Here is a 21,191-nt window from a genome sequence, read left to right on the forward strand (position 1 = left end):
TGGCCTCGTGGCGGCGGCCTCGGATCAGGGGCGGGCGAGGACCCGGACCAGGCGCAGTGCGGCGTACGGCCATCCCCGAGCCAGGTCGGCGGGCTTCGGTGTGGTGGGCAGGCCGACGGGCGCCAGCGAGCAAGGATCGGCGGTCGAACCGGCGATCGCGAGGAACAGGTAGTGGTCGTCGGGCGCGGCGGTGGACAGGTTCACGTCGACCGGGACGGCGCGCGGCATCCGGGCATCCAGCGCGGCGGGCAGCGGGATCCGCGGCGAGCCGGTTGTTGTCACCGCTCGGTCCCAACCGGTGGGTGCGGTGGGTACGGGGCCGGTTCCGAGGACCGCGTTCACGTACGCGGGGATCGGGCTCACGTCGGTGGCCAACAGTGCGGCCCGGCTGGTCGCGTGTCGCCACAGCAGCAGCACGAACGCATCCCCCGCCGGGACCGGCGTCATGTCTCGATGGTGGATCAGCACGTCGACGGTGTTCCATTCGGCGAACACGTGCGCGACGTCGTCGCGGATTCGCGGGTGGACGACGTTCTCCAGCAGGTCGATCTCGGTCGCGAGCGCCGACATCGCGAGCGGGGTGTGCCAGGCCGGACGGTAGACGGCGAGCGGGTCGGTGGCGTTGCTCGACACCGCGCCGCCCGCGGTGAGTCGGGTGCCGCCGACCACGGCGTCCCAGAGCGCGCGGTTGATCTTGGGTTGGACCGGGCCGAGGGTGGGATCGGTGCTGCGGTGGAGTTCGACCAGGGCGCCGAACGTGTCGGTCCACCGGCCGTCCGCGTTCACCGAGGGGTAGAGCCACCGGAACGCCGTCTGGAACGTCCACAGCTGGTACGCCGTCGCCGTGCCCGCACTGACCGTTGTCTCGTCGATGGTGTCCGAGGCGCGGAACCGCCAGGTCGGCGCGGACGCCGGGTTCGCGCGGGGCCGGATCATGATGTCGCGGCTCGCGTACGGCACGACCGGCGGCCGCGTCGGGCTGAGGCGGGGGTTGGCCATCGGTGTGGGCAGCCGGCGGCGGTCGTCGCGGGCGTGCACCCGCAGGTACGTGCGCTGCGGCTCGTCGTCCACGCTCAGGTCGCGCTCCCAGACGCCGCGGGACTGGAACGCGGCCCGCAGCAGGCGTGGGCTGCCGGCCGCGTTGCTCGGGTCGACCCAGACGTGGAGGTCCTGGACAGCGGCCTGCGGCAGACCGTTCACGTCCGTGGCCCACGCGTGCGGCCACGGTTGTCCCGCCGCTGGTGGCCCGGCTCCGCGTTCGCCCTTCCACACGCCGGTGACCGTTCCGACGTACACGTCGGCGTTCCGCTGGGGGTCGACCACCACCGCGTACGCCGGATCCAGGGGCGGCAGTTGGGCGCGCAGTGTGGTGGGGAAGAAGGCGCTTGCGACGTCGGAGAAGAACAGGCAGGTCTCCGCCGCCGGTGAGCCCGGGTCGCCGGTGGTGACGAGATAGAAGTCGTTGCTCTCCGGAACCGGCGCGAGGTCGCTCAGCATGCTGACCGCAGGGTCAGGTGCTCCTGTCACCGGCGGCGCGAGTACGACGCCGGCGGGTGCGACGAGACACCGGGCCGACCAGCGGGCGGTGGTGGCGTCCTGCGTCCAGCGCACCACGCCGTTGGCGAACAGCACCAGCAGAACCCGCTCGCTCACCCACTTCGCGGTGACCACCTCGCCCAGCGGCCCGGTGCCGTTGACCGCCGGCGGCAACGGCGCACCCGCGGGCACCCCCACGGCGCGGTTGGCCGGCAGGTCCCGGCCGCCGGCCCGCGGGTTGACCGCCGGGCCACCGGGGAACGGCAGCACCTGCCAGCTGTTCGGTGCGGCGAAGCCCACGTTGTCGCTCAGCCACACCCGGTTGGTGCCGATCACCAGTCGGGCCGCGGCGGTCGCCGTCCGCCTGACCGCCGAGGGCCCGGAGTAGAACGCCGACAGGTTGCTCTCCCGGTCGGTGCGCAGGTCGACGGTGAACGAGCCCTGGTCGAGCGGGTTGACGAACCCCGCCATCGGGTCGGCCTCCCAGGAGGCCCGGAAGTACTGCGACACGATGACCTGCGGCAACCTCGGGTGGAAAGCGACCCCGCCGCCGTCGCCGCCCATCGTGTCCTCCCAGACGGTGTCGCCGACTCGGGAGTGGCGGCCGTTGTCCTGCGTACCGATCGCGGCGAAGTGACTGGACGTCGGGTGCGCGGCGACGAAGTTGACCTCGAGCGCGGCCATCCCGGTGGCTCGCGGGGCGAACGTGTTGACCCGGCCGGCGTGGGTGGAGACGAAGACACCGCCGTCGGTGCCGACCCACACCTGGCGGTTGGGGTGGGTGCCGGCCAGCCGGATCATGTGCACGTCCGGGTGGACCCCGTCGCCGATCAGCCCGCCGGAGGTGGCGTGTTCGCCGCCGGGCGGCACGCCGGTACGGGACACACCGGCGGTCGGTACGAGCGCGGGCCCGACGCTGACGTCCAGACACCACAGCGACGCGCCCGCGTCGGAGGTGTTGCCGGCGAGGTAGATCCGGTCCACGCCACCCACCACGTCCACTGCGATGGTCTGGTCGTAGTCGCGTTGGTTCTTGCCGAGGGAATTGCCCTGCCACACCGTGGGAACGCCCGCGATGGACTCGGCCGTTGGTGTCGCCGAGGCTGCCGCGGCGATCCGCCACACGCCTGCGACCGTGGCCGACGGCGCACCCGGCTGCTGGTCGCCGAGGACGTACACCCGGTCGGCCTCGGCGACGGCGAGGCTCATCCGGCCGACCAGCGGCATCGCCCCCGACGCCGTCGGGTCGAGGCCGGCCACCCAGTGGAAGGACGCGCCGAGGTCGTCGGTGTAGGCGACACCGCTGCCCGTCGGCGCGAAGACGCCAGGTGTTGCGCTCTCGAGCCCGCGGGCCACGGCGAGCAGGATCCGGCCGTTGGCGTCGCCGCTTCTGGGCAGCCACAGGGCGGCGGTGACGAGGGGTTGCTGCCCCGACCCGAGCCCGAGGAACGTACCGAGGGCCGGGAGCGGTGCCCAGGCGAACTCGCCGTTGTGGGGCGGGCCGGCCGGCCGCCGGGTGCCGAGGAACAGACCGCGGTCGGTGCCCGCGACCACTCGGTCCAGTCCGGACCCGGCTGAGCCGGTGGACTGGCCGGCAGTCGCGAGCGGGTCGCGGGCGAGCGCGAAGACGCCGGCGCCTTCCAGCACGCTGATGCCCGCCTCGGGTTCCCAGGTCGGGTCGGCGCCACCCTTGGTGGCCGGTCCGCGGGCCGCGAGGACGCCGCGGCCGGCGAGGGCGGGCCGGGCAGGCGGGCGGCCGAAGCCCTGGGGCTCGCCGGTGCCGACGAGGACGAAGTCCTGCGCCGCGTCGGCGGCCGGGTCAGGTCCGGGCGGTTCGGCGAACGCCACCAGCAGGCTTCCGCACGCCTGTGCGTTGTGGACGCCGCCGTGCACGGCCGCGCGGACGGCCCAGCCGCCGACCGGCGACCAGGTTGCTCCGCCGTCGTCGGTGTACCAGACGCCGCCCTTTGCGGTCGCGGCGTACGCGCGGCGGCCGTCGGCGCTCACCGCGAGGTCGCGGACCCGGCCGGTCGCCCGGGGCCAGGACGCCTGCAGGAACCGTTCCTTCGCGCGGATCACCGACGGGCCGATCGGCACCCAGCGGTGGGTGTCGCCGGCCGGGAAGATCCGCATCCGCTCACCAGGGGCGGCGACCTTGGCGGCAGCCTCCGCGGCGCTTTCCTCCTCGCGCAGCCGGCGACCCATTGCCTCGGTGAGCGCGCCGGGATCGTAGCTGCCTGCCCGGTTGGCGACGAAGGCCAGCCGCTCGGCCGAACGCCCGGACCGGCGCCCGCGCCCCCGCGTCGAGCCGGTGCGGGTCGGCCTGCCGGAGCCCGGCGCAACAGACGGGGGCGGCGAGGGCTCGGTCATGGCGTACCTCCCGGCTGGTTGTCCGGGGCACCGGGGCCGTCCGGTGCCGTGGGTTGGTCCGGCGTGACCCGAACCCATCCCTCCTGCACCTCGTGCGGCAGCCTGGGCAGGTACGCCGTCTGGGTCGCCGCCACGATCGGGTCGTCCCGCCAGGTCAGCGGCCCCGTTCGCCGGGTGAAGGTCTGCCGTTCGCCGAGCAGCGTGACGAGCGGGAGCCGGATCTGCGCGGGGTCGACGAGCACCGGCCCCACCCGTACCGACGGAACCAGCCGCCGGAGCCCCGGTGTCACCCAGTCGTCGGCGAGGGCGAGCGCCTTGCGCGGCAGCACTCCGGCGGTCAGGTGGACCCGGCCGACCGGCAGCATCAACAGGGTGAGCCGCACCGTCTGACCCGGCCGCAGCCAGAGCGTGCCATCCGGAACGACGTACGGGTGGACCAGCGGCTCCACGCCAGGGACGTCCGCGGCGCCGAGCATCCCGAGTTGCCCGCGCCGGGGGCCGCTGTCGGTCGCCAGGGCGGCGACAACCTTGTCGACCAGACGCAGCCGCGTGTAGTCGTCGTCGACGAAGAAACCCAGCAGCGCGTCGTCGGCACGGGTGAGCGCACCCAGCCGGACGGGGAACCGCTGCTCGCGCATCGCCGCGAACGCCGCCCGCCGCGCGTCCGCACCGCCGGGCGCCACGACGTCCACCTCGTCGAGGTCGTCCGGTACGTCCAACCGGAGCGCGGCCCGGACCACCGCCACCGGCCGCCCGATCAGCCCGGCCACGGTCGGCGAGCCGATCGCGGCGAACGTGTCCACCGTCCACAGGGTCGTGTCGATCACCCGCAGCAGGGCGGTCAGCGCACTGGCGGCGGGAGGTGTGGCCAGGTCGCGCGCGGCCGCGTCCGCGCGTACCAGCCCGGCCGCGATCTCGCCGGTGATCCGTGCCTGTGCGTCCAGTCCGGCGAGCGGGCCCGCGTCCGGCGGCAGCGGCCGGCCCGGTGCGGTCTCCCAGGTCACCGCGCCGTTCACGGCGTCGTGTCCGAGCTGCCCGATCGGGGTGCCGGCGACGGTGAACGTCTCCAGTTCCTCGTCGATGTGGTCGGGCAGCAGGAAGCCCGCCACGGGGTTGACCGCGCCGGCGGGGTCGAGTTGGTCGACGTACGCCTCGTGCAGTTCCGCCGGGTCGGTGTCGGCCGGCTGCCCCGGGTCGACCAGCCGGAACAGCGCCCGCGCCAGGTGCTGGACGCGCGGGCGCATCCGGATGCCTCCGGCCGTCCCGGACACTTCCAGGTCGAGGGTGGTCGCCGTGGCCGCGACGGCGTCCGGTGGGACGTCGAGCGTCCGGCCGAACGCGTCCACCAGCCGGAGCGCCTCGACGGTGAGCGTGCCGGCGAACACCGGGACGGCCGCACCGGTGGCCTTCGGCTTCGGGTCGGAACCGGCACCGCGGTCGAGGACGCCGACGTACGGGATGCCGAGCAGTTGTTCGCGCAGGCCGTCCAGCGACGCCGACATCAGGTCCAGCGGCGCGACCAGGTCACCCAGCCGGGCCAGCAGGTCCTGGTCCGACGTCGGCAGGGTGGAGTTTCCGGTAGCGTCGCGCTGCTGTTCGGTGTCCACCCACCGGCGGATGCCCTCGTGCAGTGCCCGGGAGACGCCCTGGCCGAGCGGGCTGCGGCCGGTCAGCGTGAGGTGGACGGGGTTTCCGGGGTCCGGCGGTTCTTGGCCGGCGGGTTCGAGGTCGAGTCCGGCGAGCTCCCATCCGGCCACCGAGTCGTGGCCGTCCAGGACGACCCGCCACTCCAGCCAGAGGGGCACCCACGGCTGCCGCCACGTGGTGAGCGCCACCGGGCTCGGCGGCGTGCCGCGCACGAACGCGTGCCGGGCCAGTTCGGCGCCGATCTGCCGGTCGACCATCGACGCACCCGCCGACACCCGCGTCCACGGGTCCGCCGCGGCACGCGCGGCCTGCGGCACGGGGAGATCGAGATGGCTGGACCCGTCGTAGCGGCCGTCCACGCCGTACAGCCGGACCATCTCGGCCGCCACCCGGGTCACGTACGAACCGACGACGTTCTGCGACGGTGCGCCGGCAGCGGCGAGCCATTGGTAGCCGTACGGGTTCAGCAGGACGGCCTCCCGGACGACGGTGAGCACCTCGTCCGGTACGGCGCCCGAACCGAGCGTCGGCAGCACCGCCGCGCCGTCGACGACGCCCTCGATCGCCGGCACGCACTCGCGGGGGTACCGGCAGCGCAGCCGACCGCGTTCGTCGAACAGTCCGTCGCCGTGGTGCCGGTGGTTCGGCCGTCCGCCCCGGAGCGCGAGGACCGGCGCCTGCGGCCGGAAGTATCTCGGCGCCGGGCGAGTCACCTCCCGCGACTCCGAGCGTGCCTTGCCCGTCGCCGCGACGGTCGTCTCCTCGACCCGGCCGGCCGGCGTGGCGCTCGCCGGCGTGGCGCCGCCGCCCGTGTCCCCTGAGCCCGTCGGGCCCACACCGGCAGCCGCCGAGCCGAGCGCCCGCCCCGACGCCCGGGACCGCAGCGTGAGATCGGTGTGTGCCCAGGCCAGCGTGGTGCCCAGATGCGCGCGTGGCTGGGCTGCCCGGCCCTTCCGCCCGACCGTCGTCGGCCCGGCCGGCGCGCTGTCCTCGGCCCGGAGCCGGTCCGGTTTGGTGCCGGGCAGCGGCGTGCCGGGCAGCGGCCAGAACCCGTCGGCGTGCTCGCGTTCGGCGAGGTCCTCCAGGCCGTCCGGGCTGCCGAGCTGCTCGACCACCCCGCTGGTGAACGCGGCCATCAACGTCTCGGCCGACCGCCGGTGCTCGGCGTCCAGGCCGAGCGCGCGGGCACCGAACGCCGCGACCACGTCGTCCACGTCCAGGCCCAGGGCGGTGCCGAGGTCGGTCGCGTCCGGGCGGTCGTCGGCGGGGGGCAGGCCGCCGGCGACGGGTACCCCGAGCACGCTGCCGTGCACGAGCGTCGCGTACCGCGGCAGCGCGGGTGTCACGAAGACCTGCTCGGCGACGTTCACGGGGGACCGGAGCGGGACCGCCACGTCGTCCAGAGCGCCGGAGACGGTACGACCGTCCGCGCCGGTGATCTTCGTCGGCGACGTCTCCTTCGGCGCGACCAGGCCCATGCCCGCGCGCAACCGGGCGAGTCGCGGATCCGCTTCCACCAAGGCCTCGTCGTCACCGTCGTGCACGACGTACCAGCCCAGGCCGGTCAGCGCGGCGTCCAGCCGCCGCGGACCGGCGGCCCCGGCGAGCGGGTCCTGGTCGAGGTCGCTCCACCACCCGGCGACGGTGTAGACGGCCTGGTCACCGGCAGGTCTGCCGGCGGCGTCGGCGAGGTCGTCCAGCGGGTCGTGGAACCCGAACCGCCCGGCGCTTGCTTCGTACGACGCGGTCCACAGCAGCGAACCCCCCACCGCCCCGTCGAGCGGGTCGAGCGTCGGCGTGCCGGCGGGTGCGGGATCCGGCGTCCCGGCGTACTTCTCCAGCGGCGTGACCGAACGGGTGCGCGCGTCGAGCACCCAACCGCGTACGACGACCTGGCGCGCCCCGGCCGGCTGCAGCGTCCGCACCACGACCCACCGGTCCGGCAGGCGTGGCAGGGCAAGCGTCCCGCCGGGCGAGCCCGAGCCGGCCAGCAGCGCGTCCGGCAGCGCCCAGTGCAGGTGGACGCCGGGCGGCCGCACCCCGCCGACGTCGAACGGGGCCGGGTCGCCGGGTCCTCCGGTGACCGCGACGGTCGCCTCGCCGTCGGTGGCCGGCACGACGTATGCCTGTACGTCGATCGGCACGAGGATGCGGGTCCGCCGGGACAGCCGCTCGTCCCAGGTACCGATCGCCGCCAGCGATGCGCCCGCCTGGACCAGGGCGGCGAACCGCCGGTCGAGGACCGCGTCCAGCCTCCGCCGCTGGTCGCCGCCGTCCGCGGCCGCTGCCGGGCCATCGGGGTCGTGCGAGCCCTGAGGGTCGTGTGGCGCGGACATCACGGGCCCTCCGTCCGGAACACGTGGTCGACCATCGCCTCGTAGGAGACGGTCGGCCGGAAGACGTACGACACGACGGTCGGCTCGGGGTCCCCGAACACCTGCCGGAACGGGAACCGGACGAGTTGCAGCGCGTACTCCGAGCTGTCCAGCCCGTCGGCCGCACCGCTGCCCACCCGTCCCGCGAGCCGGCGCTCCAACTCCTGGATGTCGACCACGCCGGCGGCACCCGCACGGAAGGGCACGTCGACCGGCGGCCCCGGCAGGTAGTCGAACGTCGTCGCGTCACGCGGGCGCAGCGTGGCCGACAGTTCGCCGTCGCCGTCGCCGTCCGCGGGGTCGAACCCGAACTGCACGCCCTGGCGCGGTTCCTCCAGGTGGACCACCGACGGAACCCCGTCGAACAGGCACAGCAGGACCGCCGGCGCCAGCCGTTCCAGCCGCAGCAGCCGCATCCGGCCGGGCTGGTCCTCGGGGATCCGCGCCTCGTCGGCAGCCGGTCCGGGATCGATGCTGAACGCGCGGACGTGCAGGGCCGGCCAGCCCGACACCGCGCGGGAACGCAGCAGGAATCCGCTGATCGGCCCGGTGTCGCCGGCGTAGCGGTCCGAGCCGGGTACGCGGCGCCGGTTGCGTTCCTCGTTGTCGAGCTCGTCGCGTACCTGGGGGTACTGGTTGGTGAGCTGCGTACGGTCGTCGCTGTTCACCGTGCCGACGGCGAGCGCTCCCTGCACCAGCGCGTCGGTCCAGCGCCGGTCGACGTAGAACCACCGGATCGACTCCGGCGGCAGCAGGTCGGAGTCGGCGACGAGGTAGGCGAACGGCACGCCGTCCAGCAGTCGGAGCCGGACCAGCCACTCGCGCAACTCGGCGGGCAGCGCGCCGTCGCCGTCGTCCTCGGTCGCGATGCGCACCGGCGGCAGCTCGCTGAGGGTGAGCGGAAGCTCCCGCAGCACCGTGGTCGGGTCGACTCTCATCGGTCACCTTCCTGCTCCTCGTCGCCGCTGTCGCCGCTGTCGCCGAGGCCGGCGAGCAACCGCTCCAACGCGTCCGGGCGGCGCGGGTCGGCGGCGAGCGTGTCGGCCACCAGCCGGTCGACCTCGCGGCGCACCGTCTCGGCGAGCGTCGTGCGCACCTGTGCGTCGGAGGTGGCGCGTTCGCGGATGTCGGGACGGAGTACGGCGGTCTGGCGGAGCTGGCCGAGCACCGTCGCCGCGTCGCCGGTGAGCACCTTCGGCGACAGCCCGAATCCCTTCGCCAGCAGGGTTTCGAGGGTTCCGTCCACGGGGAGCGCCCGGCCGGCGGCCACCAGTGGCGCCGGGTCTCCGACGAACTCCCGCGGTTGGGCCACGGCTGCCTCGGCGAGGCTCCGTCCGAGGAGGACGCCGACGTGCGTGTCGAGAGTCCACCCGGCGCCGAGCACCTGGGCGAGGAAGCCCGCGTGGTCGCTCCACACCGCGCCGCGCCGCGCGACCTGGTAGCCGCCCTGCCGCCACCGCATCAGGGCCGCGACCATGGACGGCCGGGCCAGCGCGAGCAGTCGGCCGATCTCGAAAGCCGCCGCGAGGGAGATGTCCTCCCGTCCGTCCGGCACCACGATCCGCAGTTGGTCGGCGGCGTGCGCGAGCGGCAGCCGACCTCCCGGTGGGTCGGTGGTGGGATGGGGAACGAGCGGGCCGCGGTACCAGGAGCGGACCTGATCTCCTACCCGGGTGCGGTGCGCCAGGCCGGTGTGGCCGGTCTCCACCACCTCGACCGGTACCCGCCCCGCCGCTGCCGGCGCGGACCCGTCGGACTCGCCGGACCCACCGGACCCACCGGACCCACCAGACCCACCGGAGTCGGCCGGGTCGGCGAGGGTGCCGAGCAGGCCGGAGTCGAGGCCCTCGACCAAGGTGCGGAACGTCTCCTCGCCGTACGACGTGAAACTCCAGTGCAGCAACACCGGGAAGCGCAGGGTCGGGTCGAGGTCGACCGCCTCGCCGACGACGAAGCCGGACACCACGGCCGCGCTGAAGTCCCGCGCCATCTCGGCGTAGACGTCGGCGGTGCCGCGTACCGTCGCCCGGCTGGACCACGACCGCTGCTGGGTCGACGGTGCGGAAGCGGTGCCGGGATTCGGCACCGGGGTGACCGAGCCGACCGAACCGGCCGTGGAGACGGGATCGGTGCCTCCACCCGAGCGGCCCATCAGGGCGTGGTCCCACTGCGCCTGGTTCACCCGCAGGTCGGCGACCTTGACCGGCAGCGGGGTGACCGGGGCGGGGTCGGGCGCGTGGTCCAGCAGCGCGTCGAACTGCCCCTCGAGGTTGACCAGGCAGGCGAGGTACTTGACCGGCACCTCCTTGCCGTCGGCGTCCCGGCCCGGCAACGGCAACCTGTTGCTGATCACCACGGCGAGGAATCCGTCGTCGTCGCCCATCATGAGCTCGGTGTCGTGGATGTCGACCTCGCGAGCGTGCGCGAGCAGAGGTACGTCCAGCCGGGTCGGGAAGATCCGCCGCACCGTCGACGCCCGGATCGAGAGGTAGTTGCCCAACTCCACGTCGGCCTTGCCGGGAAGGGTTCGCCCGGGTGTCACGCACTCGGTCACCGGCTGGTTGAGTTTCAGCTCCGCCTCGCCTTCGGCCACGAGGACGAGTGCCAGCCACGGTGTCGTGCGGGGTACGCCCGGCTGGACCAGGCGTTCCCAGGGCAACGTCCGGCGCCGCATCACCACCTGCGGCAGGCGCGAGCCGTACGCGCCCTCGCTGCCTGCCGGGGGGAACGTCGACAGCACCTGGTCGGGCGGCAGCGTGAAGCGCGGCGCCCGAACGCTGATGTGCGCGGCGAGTTCGGCGACCGGCAGGTCGCCCGGCCCGAGGCCGCCGGCCGACAGGTCCTGGTTGGTACGGAAGCGGTAGTCGCCGGCCTGCAGCGGCGGTTCGATCCGCGAGTACAACACGAACTTGCCCTCACCGACCGCCATCGCGCCGTCCCCCTTCCCCGTGTGCGTCGGAGCGTGCGTCGGAGCGTGCGTGGGAGTGTGTGCCAGGGTGTGCGCCGGCGCCCGAAGGTGCGTCGGAGGGTGTGACGCCGATCCAGCGCAGCCGCGCGCCCTGCCCGGTGCCGGCGAGCACCCGCCCGGTGGCGGCGACCACGCCGGAGCGAACGATCTGCCGGGACAGGAAGTCGACACCGTCCCGCGCGCCGAGGACTCCGGTCACCCGCCAGTCGCCGCCCGCACGCGTACGGACGACGACCGGGACCGAAGCCTTCGGGTCGATCGGCACGACGGGGTAGGCCAGCACGGCCTGGTCGCCGGACAGCAGCACGGTCGGCGGCACGTCCGCCCCGTCCGGGGTGGTCGCCCGGCGTGCGCCCTCCAGTTCAAGGGCCACCGCGTCGAGCCGGTCGGCGTCACCCTCCTCGACCACGATCGCCACGGCGCTGACCGGGCGTGCGAACGACGTCCGTACCTCCGCCGCCTCGGTGAGCAGGTCCGCCGCGGTCACCCAGGCCGCGCCGCGAACGGCCGGTCCTCCGGCGACTGTCAGGACGCACCCGTCCGCCAGCGCCGCCTGCGAACCGAGCGAGCAGACTCGGGACCGGGCATGCCAGCCGGCCACCCCGTCGTCCCGTCCGTCCTGCGCGATCGCCCCGTCGGCCTGTACCGCGACGAGCGCCGCCGCCGGAGGTACGGCAACCCGGATCCCGCCGCCGGCCGCGGGGGCGTCGGTCACCACGTCGTCGAGTGCCACCGAGCCGTCCCCGCGCAGGACCGTCACCCGGGCCCGGCCTGCGACCTCCAGGACAGGACGGTCGGCGTCCGAGACGTCGACGGCGGCGTCCGGGAGCATCAGTACGACCAACTCACCCGCTGCGAGGTCTCGTCCGTCGGTCGGCGCCGGCGGGTCGTCGACACCGACCGGTACACCGTCAAGATCACCTTGCCGGCCGTCAAGAACACCTTGCGCGCCGTCAAGGACTCCTTGCGCCTGGTCAGGTGAGCCGTGCGCGCCGTCCGGGCCGGCGTGCGGTACGCCGAACACGACGACCGGTCCGGCGGGTCCGGCGGGTCCGGCGGGCCCGAACGCTCCGGTGATCCCGCCGACGAGTCCGGTCAGCCCGGACGTGCCCAGCGGGTACGACCGTGTCGCGCCGGTCGCCTCCGTCCGTGGCACCCGGAGGGCCGCCAGCGTCCCGGCCCGCTCCGCCGCCGGAAGTGCCGCGAGGTGCATCGCCACCGGCAGGTGCGCGCCGAGCCGGGCACGTACCGAGTCCAACGTCGGCGCCACCCGCCGCTTGATCCGCCGGTCGGCGACCGTGGTCGCGGGCGGCCGGGCGGCCACGCCGCTGCCGGCGGTGAGGAAGCCGGCGACGACGGGGGGACGCGACGGCCTGGGCGTCGGCGCCGGGCCCGCGGGTGTGCGGGCAGCCGCTGCATCGGCCGCGTTCACCGGTGCCATCCCGTCCGCCAGTGTTCCGAAGAGGGGCGGCGCGCTCACCTCGCGCCCGTACGCCGCACGGGCCAGGGCGCTGCGCGCGCCCGAAGGGAGCAGCCCCGCGGGCAGGTCCCGCGGCGGCACGGCGAACAGTTGCTCCCCGGCGGCCACCAGCGCCTGGGAGACGGTCACCGGATGCGGTATCTCCACCGTTCCGGCCGTGGCCAGCAGGTCGGCGCGCGACGGGCCGCCTGCCTGCAGCGGCAGTGGCCGGCGGGCCGCCTCGACGCGGTAGTAGTCGATCTCCGGGCCACGGGCCATCGTCGTCGCCTCGGCCACCAGGCGCACCTGGTTGCCGGCGCGGACGACGTCTCCGGTGGGCAGTGCCGGAGCGGGCAGTCCGGCGGGATCGGGTTCGCCCCAGGTCCCGATCGGGAACGCCTCCCGTCCGGCCGTGCTCCCCTCGGGCCGCGGGCCGGCCGCCGCGAGGTTGGCGCCGAGTTGACGCAACGGTTCGGGAAGGTCGGTCCACACCCCGGTGGTGGGATCGCGTTGTTCCAGCCGGATCCGCAGTGTCGAGACCAGGCCGCCCGCCCGCATCGGCTTCAATCCGAGAACGGCCGGCAGGTTGTCGGAGCGGATGACGGGGACCGGCACCGGACCACCGGCCAGACCGACGTCGATCCGGGCGGTGGGCACAGTCGTCACCACGGTGAGCTCGAACTCCGCGTACACCTCGAACGGCCGGCCGGCGGTGCCGTCGGAGGTCGGTGCGGAACGGTCGCCTCCGGTCGCCGCGGGCAGCGTTCCCCGGCCGGTGATCGCCGACAGCACCCGGGCCGTGCCGCCGCCGGCGTCCTCGAGGTACTTCGCGACGAACTCCGCCCAGCCGAGGACCCGTGGCTCGACCCGGCGCTCGCTGCCGAAGCCGACACTGATGTCGCACGGGCCGACCTCGAGGGTCGCCTCGCCGGAGAAGTCCGGGCCCCACACCCGGATCCGGGCGCCGACGGAGATGCTGATGCTGATCGTCCCGAAGAAGGTGTCGATCTTCACCCCGGCGGAGATGCGGGCGTACGCCTGGACCTCGAACCAGAACGGGTCGAAGTGCACGATGCCGTGCGCACCGAACGCGATCCGCGCCCACGCCCAGCCGAAGTCCGCGGAGACCTCGACGTCGACGCCGGCCATCAACGCCTCGGACGTCAGCGCGAAGTACGCCCCGCCCTTGATGGTGATCGCGTCGCTGACCCGCCAGGTCAGGCCGAGGCGCGGCACCTCCGGATAGCCGTCGCGGTGGAAGTCCGGGTGGTAACCGCCGAGCGACATGACGAACTGTCCGGCCAGCGGGCCCTTCCACCAGGTCGCGAACGCGAAGCCGCCGCTCAGCCGTACCTCTGGATAGAGCAGCCAGGAGTTCTCGGTCAGCGCCGCGCGGATCACGAACGAGCCCTCCTTGGTGGAGAACCGCGCGAGCAGGCCGAGTTCGATCGACACCAGGGCCGCCTCGGGCCGGGGGAGGGCCATCCGGGCCAGGCCGAGCAGGCTGACCTCCAGCCCGTCACCGAACGACACGGCGAGCACGGCGATGCCGTCCACCAACGTGAAACAGGTGAAGCTCAGTCCGGCGGCGAACCAGAAGAGCCCACGTTGGGGCGGGAAGTAGTCGTTGAGCCGGCGCAGCTCCGCCATCGGGTCCTCGGGCGGGCGGGCAGCCGGATCGAGCGCGGCGATGAACGGGAAGTCGTTGAACCCGCTCGGGTCGTCCGGGATGTGCAACCCTCGGTTGACACCGAGGCCGCCGCCGATCCCGGTGACGAAGAACGCCGGTGGCCCGCCGATCGGGCCGTTGACGCCGCCGAACACGAAGAAGGACGGGTTGCCGTGGTCGTCGGTGTAGCCGCCGAACACCGACAGGCCGTACGTGCCGAACCGGCCGAGCAGCATCCCGACGTACGACACCGGACCACCCGGATCGGGTGGGCCGACCGTCTTGAGCAGCCCGCCGGAAAGACTCGCGCCGGACAGATCCGCCGAGATCGCCAGCCCCATCAGGTCGACGGCCCAACTGTGGAGGTCGAGCGGGTCGCCGCCGGTCCAGCTGATCGAGAGCCTGTCCACCGCGGCGGTCAGGCCGAAGATCGAGACCCGGCCGTCGAAGTACAAAGAGATCCGGCTCAGCGTCCCGCCGCTCTCCACGGTGTCGAAACCGACGCGTTCGAGATACAGCGGTCCGAGTTGGCGCTGGACCACGATCCACCACGGCCCTGGTATCGGACCGGCGCGCAGGGAGACCGCGGCGTCGGACCCCGGATGTTTCTGGACCGCGAACGAGGGCGAGAACGCCGGTCGGGCGGACGGTCCGGACTGCCCGGCATCGTTCATGATGCTGTTCGCCACGGCGTTCGAACCGCCACCGCCGCCGGGCGCGAACGCCAGCCCTGCCAACTCGAGGTTGACACCACCGCCGAGCCCGGTGGTCCTCGCCTCGCCGTAGACGTGCACGGCGATGCCGTCCAGCGACAGCGAACCCAGCGACAGCAGAGGGCCGCTCGTGTTGGTGAAGCGCAGGCCCAGCCCGGCGACGGACACGGCCGGGTCGATCGCCAGGTCCGCGGGCGACGTGCCGGACAGTACGTACACGGCGAGGCCGGCGGCCACCTCCGGGGAGACCCAGCTCGCGTCGACCTCGAGGTCGACCCTGGTGTCGGACTCGGCGAGAGTGAACCGCTGCCCTGGTTCGAGGGCGAGGGTGAGACCGAGTTGGCGGGTGGTCGTCCCCGTCGACGCCAGACCGATCCGCACCTTCCCGTCCAGGGTGACCGACAGGGCCGGTTCCTGCGCGGCGTTCCACAGCAGGCGCTTGAGCCGGCCGAGCAGGGCCTCCGGGTCGAGCAGGTCGAGGGCGAGGTCGGGATCGACGTCGGTACTGCCCGCGCCGTCGGTGAACACCACGCCCTGCAGAGTGGCGACTGCCTTCGGGCCGAGGACGCTCCGCAGGCCGTCCACGACCACGCCGCCGGCGACGGACAGAACGACCGCCAGCAACCACTCCGTCGCATCCACCGCCGTCCGGATCGACTCGGCACCGCCGGGCGACGTCCGCAGCACCGCGGCGAGGCTCGGTGGGGTCGCGTCCAGGCCCCACCGGAACTCGACCGACCGTGCCGCGCCGTCGTCGAGCGCCAGGCCCAGGCCGACGGTCCGGGACGCTCCGGAAGCGCTGCCTGCGCGGACTACGAGCAGCGGCCGCAGCGTGAACGCGCCCAGGTCGAGTGCGAGCGGACCCAGCCGGGCAGCCACCTCCACACCGGCCGCGGACAGCCGCAACCGCTCCAGCGCGAACCTGCCGAGCCCGGCGACGGTGACATCCGCGCGGAGTTCCACGGCGGGCAGGGCGCCGCTCGCGTCGAGCACCAGCTCCACCGGGCGGCCCGTCCCGTGCCCTGGCCCGGTCCCGCCGAAGCCGAGGGTCAGAGTGCCGGTCCCGGCGGTCACGCCGACCACCGTCCCGGCTGGGTCGAGGGCGGAGGCGAGAGCAGCCGCCCCTGTGGCGACCAGGAAAGGCAGCCGGGCGGCCAGCCGGGCGGCCGGGTTCGCCGCGAAGGAGGTCAGCCGGTTGGCGGTGAAGGCGTCGCCGTCGCGCAGGTCGAGGGCCTCGCCGAGATCGAACACCGCCTGGCCGACGGTCTTCAGGACCGGCGTCCCACTGTCGGTCCGGTGTCCGGCGAGTGCGTTCAGGACGACCGGGAGAACCGACTCCCCGGCCGTGGCGAGCGCGTCGCCGAGACCTGGTCCCTGCGGGTACAGGGGGAGCGGCGCGGCCGGCGGCCGGAGCAGCCGCAGGCGTACGGGTGGATCGGTGCCGAGGGCGACGTCCAGTGCGAGCCCGCGCCCGTCGACGTCGACGGACGCTCCGAGGGTGGGGTGCGGCAACCCGTCCGGGCCGACCAGCAGCCCGGCCGAGAGGTGCGTCGTCGCCGCCGTGCCGCCGCCCGCGTCCACCGCGAGCGACACGTCCAGCCGCAGCCGGAGCCGGTCACCGGACTCGACGGCGTAGTCGACCACGACGCCGTCGCTGAGCGGCCAACCGGTCGCGGTGCCGCGGTCGGGCACCAGCAGCGGTGCCAGCGTGTCCAGCAGTCCGGCCGCGCCGGCCGCGGCGTTGGCCCGCCAGGTCGCCACGCCGTGGCGCAGCCAACCTCCCGGGTCCTGGACCAGCCCGACCGGTACGACGACGGATCGGAAGCCGAGGTCGTCGGCCGGCGTGAGCAGGCCGACCGCCTCCAGTACGGCGTCCAGGAGCGTCGCCGTCGTACTCGGCACGACCTGGCGCAGCGCACCGAGCGCACCGTGGGCGGCGACCGCCGGCAACACCACCGTCGCCAGGTCGCGAAGCGCTGCCTCGTCGGGTCGTGGCAGCAGCGCGACCCGGCGGACCGGCACGCCCGGGCCGGGCGCGGCCCACTCCACCGCGACGCCGGCCGGCGTGGCTCCGGCCACGAGGCGCAGCCCTCCGGCGGCCGGGTCGAGCGCGCCGAGCGACATCGTTGCCGACACGCCGGTCGTGCCGAGGGTGACGTCCACCGCGAACGCCGGCAGCCCCGCGGTCGCAGTGCGCAGCGACGCGGTGAAGGCTCCGGTGGCGAGGTCCGTGCCGAGGGTGGCGGGGCCGACGGACCAGCCGACCACCGCTCCGGCGCCGGTCGCGGCCGGTACGAGAGCGCGCAGCCGAGCAGCCACGTCGGCCGGGTTCGCGGCCACCTGCTCGCGAACCGTGTGGGCGGTGTCGTGCAGCAACCGGTCCAGTCCGCCCGGGTCCAGTCCGCCGTCGCGGGTCACCCCGAGCAGGTCGAGGAGCCCGGCCAGGTCGGGTGAGGCGGCCCGCAGCCGGGCCACCACGTCGGCGAGCAGGACGCGTACTTCCGGCAGCGCGGAGGTCAGCTCGGTGACGGTGACGTCGGGTGCGGCGCCGGTCGGGTCGGCACGGACCACCCAGCGTTCCCGCTCGACGTCGAACCCGCGTGCCTCGTGCAGGACGAGTTCGGCGTCGCCGGCCCGGCCGTCCAGCGGTATGTCGATCCGGGCGGACATCCACCGCACCTCGCCCACGGTGCTGTCCGATCCGGGACCGCCGGCGAGCCAGCCGTCGGTCACCCCGAGGTGGACGTCCACGACGACACCTCGGACCGGCTCCACCCGAAGGCCCGCGTCGGTCGCCCGGGAGACGCGGCACAGTTCGACGGTGGAGCCGACCCCGACCAGCAGACCACCGAGGTCGAGGTCGGTGACCGGGAGGGAGACGCCGGCGTGGAGCGCGGTCACCTCGCCGTCGGTGCGGTCGTACGCGGCGAGCGCGGTGTCGATTCGTGCCTGGACGCCGTCCATGACGTACGCCGTGAGCCCGCGCGCCAGCGTCTCCTCGTCCAGGTTGCCGAAGACCGCGTGCACCGTCAGCCCGCTCCGGCGGGCCTCGTCACCCGCACTCGCCAGGTCCGCGACGACTGTGTCCGAGGCGGCAGCGTCCACGCTGCGCCCGACCACGGCGGCGGCCTGTTCACGTGGTGTCGCCTCCTGTGCCAGCAGCAGGTCCGGCCACGGCTCCCGGCCCGGTCGCTCCAGCCGGCGCAGGAGCCGCAGCGCGTCGCCACCGAGTCCGCCGTGCAGGCTGTCCACGGCGAGCCCGGCCCACGGCGTGCCGACGGTCACCACGTCCGAGACCGCCGGCACGGTCGCCGCCGTACGGACGGCGGCCGCACCGCACCCGCCGTAGCCCACCACCACGATCGGATCCGTGCGACCCGCGAGGACCGCGGCCAGCCGCGCGGCCTGCTCGCCGACTCCGCCCCGGTCCGGCCGTTCGGCCGCGGCTGCCGTCGGCGTCGGCAGCCGGACGAACCACGTCCCGCCGCCGGTCGCGGGCACGGTGCCCACCGCGCCGACGCTCTCCTCCGCGGGCGCATCCGCCCCGGTCGCAGTCGTGACGGAACGGTCGAAGGCGGTGCCTGCCGGGCGATCGCGCACCCACGTCGGCTCGCAGCCGACGTACACCACGGCCGCAGGTGGCGGGTCGAGCACGTCGGGCAGCAGCATCCCCACGCTGCCGAGCGCGACGAGCTCGGCGTACGTCAGGCCGCCGAGTTCGACGGCCGTGACGTCGTCGGGTAGGGCGGTCGGCCGCCCGACCAGACCGTCGGTACCGGCCCACCGGGTGATCAGCAGGTCCAGGCCCTGGGCCAGCGAGTTCCGCCCCACCAGCAGGTCGGCGAGGTCGGGCACGGCGCGGGCCGCCCCGCGCAGGAGCCCGTCGAGCGCGGCGGCGTCGGGTGACTCGCCGCCGGCCACGCTGCCCATCCGCTGGATGAGGTCGTCCAGGCCGGTCCCGCAGCCCGGGTCCAGCCAGACGGCGAGGCCGGGTGCCCTGACCTCGCCGGAGACCGGGCAGCGGTACGGGTCGCGGGACGAGCCCGTACCGCTGGGCACGCTCTGCCCGAAGCCGCTCAGCAACGCCGCAACCGGACCGAGCGCCGCGCGGACCCGATCGCAGTCCAGCACCAGGTCGGCGAGCCAGGCCCGTACGGTCGTGGCCGCGTCCGCCTCCGGGTCGGCGCCGACCAGGCCGGCCAGCGACAGATGCGCGCCCGTACCCGTCCAGCCGACAATGTCGAGGAGCGCGTCGACGGCGGGCATCCGGAGTTCGCCGAGCAGCGCGCCAGCCGCGCGTTCGACCGCGAACCAGTCCGCCGCCGGGAAGGTCAGGTCGCCGTTCGCGTCGAGAGTCGGCAGGTCGATCGGGATCCGGCCGTCCGGTGCGCCGGTCACAAGGGCGAGGCGATCCGCCGAAATTGCCGCCCGCAGACCACGCCCCGCTGCCCAGCCGACCCGCACGGACAGATCGTCGGCCTCCAGCGCGTAGGCGCCGAGGGGGAGCCGGACCGGTGTCGCGTCCGGCCGTCGCAGAGTCAGGGAGCCGTACGCGTCGACACCGAACGCGGCACCGCCCGCTCCGGACAGATCGACCCGCACCAGATTCGCGCCGAGCCCGGCGGTCACCTCGTACGACCCGAGCACGGGTACGCTGACCCGCCCGGACAGCGCGGCCAGCATCCGGGTGTCCTCCCGCCACACGGTGAGGTCCACACCGGCCGGCCCGGGACCGCCCAGCAGTTCGACCCGCCACGGGTCCGCCGTCGTGCCCGCGCCGGGGACGTCGGCGACGGCCACTCCGGTGACCAGGGCGCGCAGCCGGCCGAGGACGTCCGTGGCGGCCGCGGGTGTGCCGGTGACGTCGCGCCAGTACGTGCGGACCGCCGCCAGCGGATCGGTGAACAGCGCCGGCACGTCCAGCGGGTCGATTCCGGGTGGTGGGTCCAGGCCGAGCAGCCGGTTGACCAGGACGCCTGCCGGTCCGAGGTTCGCGATCGCGTCCGCGAGTGCGCCTTCGAGGACCGAGGCGGCCGAGTCCAGCGCGGCCGACGGAGAGGAGAGGTCGAGCACGTCGTACGTCGGACCGCCCCCGGCGACCACCACGTCGTGCAGCGTGAGCACGAACGCCGGCCGCCCGGTCGGGTCGAGCGCGACGCCGGTGTGCAGGCTGCCCACGTGGGGCGCGGCCCCCGGCAGTAGCGGTGACCCGCCGGCGTCCTCGCCGAAGACCGCCTCGACCCGCAGGTCCGGCAGGGCGGTGCAGACGCCGGTGCCGGTGTCGGCACGCAGCAGGTCGGCGGCCAGCCGGGCCCGGGCGCCGGTACGGGTGTCCAGGGCGAGTTCCAGCCACGGCACGAGGACCGGGTGGTCCGCCACGCCTCGCGTGACCCGTACGCCGACCGTCACCGCAACCGGCCCGGCGACAACCTGCACGCCGCCGTCCGGATGTCCGGAGCCGCCGACAACCACGGTGCCGCCGACGAGCGAGGCGAGTTCGCCGAGCCAGGCGTCGCGGGCGGTGTGGTCGGTCGGGTCGGTGGGGTCGACGAGGACGCTTTCCACCCAGTCGACCAGGGCCGAGATTCCGCGGGTCGGTAGGTCGGCGAGCGGCAACGGCGGCAGGCCGGGTACGTCCCGGAGCCCGAGCAGCCCGGCCACCGCACGGAACGGAGCCAGCGCCGGATCGACCCCGGAAAGTGTGTCCGCCTGCGCGCGGACCAGGCCGAGCACCAGGTCCAGGACGTCCGTCCCGAGGTCGTCCAGGCTGGTGGCGTCGAAGGAGAACGTCCGAGGACTCGGCGCGCCCGGCAGTTGCAGGTCGCGCAGCGTGAACTCGACCGCGAGCGAGTCGTCGGCCGTCGTGGGAATGCCGAGGCCGAGGGCGACGCCGCCGAGCGACGCGGCTCCGGGCGCGGGCGGGACCTCGGCGAACGTCGCGTCCACCTCGATCCGTACCCGAGCTCCAGGCGTACCCACCAACAGCCACGACGGCATTCCGGCGGGTCCGATCGGCGGCGGGCCGCCGTGGCGCTCGAACTGGAACAGCGGTACGTGTACCCGCGTCGACACCTGCGGCGCCCCGCCGGCGATGGTGTGCTCCAACCCCACGCCGAGCTGCACAGCCCCGGCGACTTCCGCCACGACGGCGGCGACCGTGACGTGCGGGTCGGAGTTGGTGAACAGCGGCACCCAGGTCTGTCCGGCGCGCACCGCCCGGTCCGGCGGGCCGAGCACGCCGTCGACGAACGCGAGCAGCGCGGCCCGCTGGTCGTCGTCGGCGAGCAGGTGGCGTAGTCCGTGCTGGTTGCCCGACGAGTCGGCGTCGGCGCTGCCGACGGGATCGCCGAACCACGAGGTGTTCGGCGAGCCGCCGGCGTCCAGCAGGCCGATCGCCTTCGCCAGGTCACCGAACGAGCCCAGGCCGCCCGCGTCCAGCGTCATGGCTGCCACC

The 21,191-nt window shown here is 74.6% G+C and carries 5 protein-coding genes; all 5 read right to left on the bottom strand.

Annotated elements, in window-relative coordinates:
• Positions 1 to 24: 24 nt before the first annotated feature.
• From F4554_RS01465 to F4554_RS01485, 5 genes are read right to left on the bottom strand one after another with little or no spacing between them, the layout of a single operon-like run.
• The gene (locus F4554_RS01465; protein WP_179785683.1) at positions 25 to 3,906 is read right to left on the bottom strand and encodes a beta propeller repeat protein; all 3,882 of its coding nucleotides are present in this window, start codon (positions 3,904 to 3,906) and stop codon (positions 25 to 27) included.
• The gene (locus F4554_RS01470) at positions 3,903 to 7,889 is read right to left on the bottom strand and encodes a hypothetical protein (protein WP_179785684.1); all 3,987 of its coding nucleotides are present in this window, start codon (positions 7,887 to 7,889) and stop codon (positions 3,903 to 3,905) included. The genes F4554_RS01465 and F4554_RS01470 overlap by 4 nt, the downstream gene beginning before the upstream one ends.
• Positions 7,889 to 8,866 (bottom strand): hypothetical protein, encoded by a 978-nt coding sequence (locus F4554_RS01475; RefSeq protein ID WP_179785685.1) that lies wholly within the window; start codon positions 8,864 to 8,866, stop codon positions 7,889 to 7,891. The genes F4554_RS01470 and F4554_RS01475 overlap by 1 nt, the downstream gene beginning before the upstream one ends.
• Positions 8,863 to 10,857, bottom strand: a complete 1,995-nt coding sequence (locus tag F4554_RS01480) for a hypothetical protein (protein ID WP_179785686.1) — start codon at positions 10,855 to 10,857, stop codon at positions 8,863 to 8,865. The genes F4554_RS01475 and F4554_RS01480 overlap by 4 nt, the downstream gene beginning before the upstream one ends.
• Positions 10,844 to 21,181, bottom strand: a complete 10,338-nt coding sequence (locus tag F4554_RS01485) for a DUF6603 domain-containing protein (protein WP_179785687.1) — start codon at positions 21,179 to 21,181, stop codon at positions 10,844 to 10,846. The genes F4554_RS01480 and F4554_RS01485 overlap by 14 nt, the downstream gene beginning before the upstream one ends.
• Positions 21,182 to 21,191 lie beyond the last annotated feature (10 nt).

This window comes from Actinopolymorpha rutila, assembly GCF_013407855.1.
Classification (GTDB): Bacteria; Actinomycetota; Actinomycetes; order Propionibacteriales; family Actinopolymorphaceae; genus Actinopolymorpha; species Actinopolymorpha rutila.

Excerpts from the sequence above, each read along its gene's own strand:
- F4554_RS01465 (WP_179785683.1), bottom strand. The coding sequence starts at position 3,906 with ATGACCGAGCCCTCGCCGCCCCCGTCTGTTGCGCCGGGCTCCGGCAGG.
- F4554_RS01470 (WP_179785684.1), bottom strand. The coding sequence starts at position 7,889 with ATGTCCGCGCCACACGACCCTCAGGGCTCGCACGACCCCGATGGCCCG.
- F4554_RS01475 (WP_179785685.1), bottom strand. The coding sequence starts at position 8,866 with ATGAGAGTCGACCCGACCACGGTGCTGCGGGAGCTTCCGCTCACCCTC.
- F4554_RS01480 (WP_179785686.1), bottom strand. The coding sequence starts at position 10,857 with ATGGCGGTCGGTGAGGGCAAGTTCGTGTTGTACTCGCGGATCGAACCG.
- F4554_RS01485 (WP_179785687.1), bottom strand. The coding sequence starts at position 21,181 with ATGACGCTGGACGCGGGCGGCCTGGGCTCGTTCGGTGACCTGGCGAAG.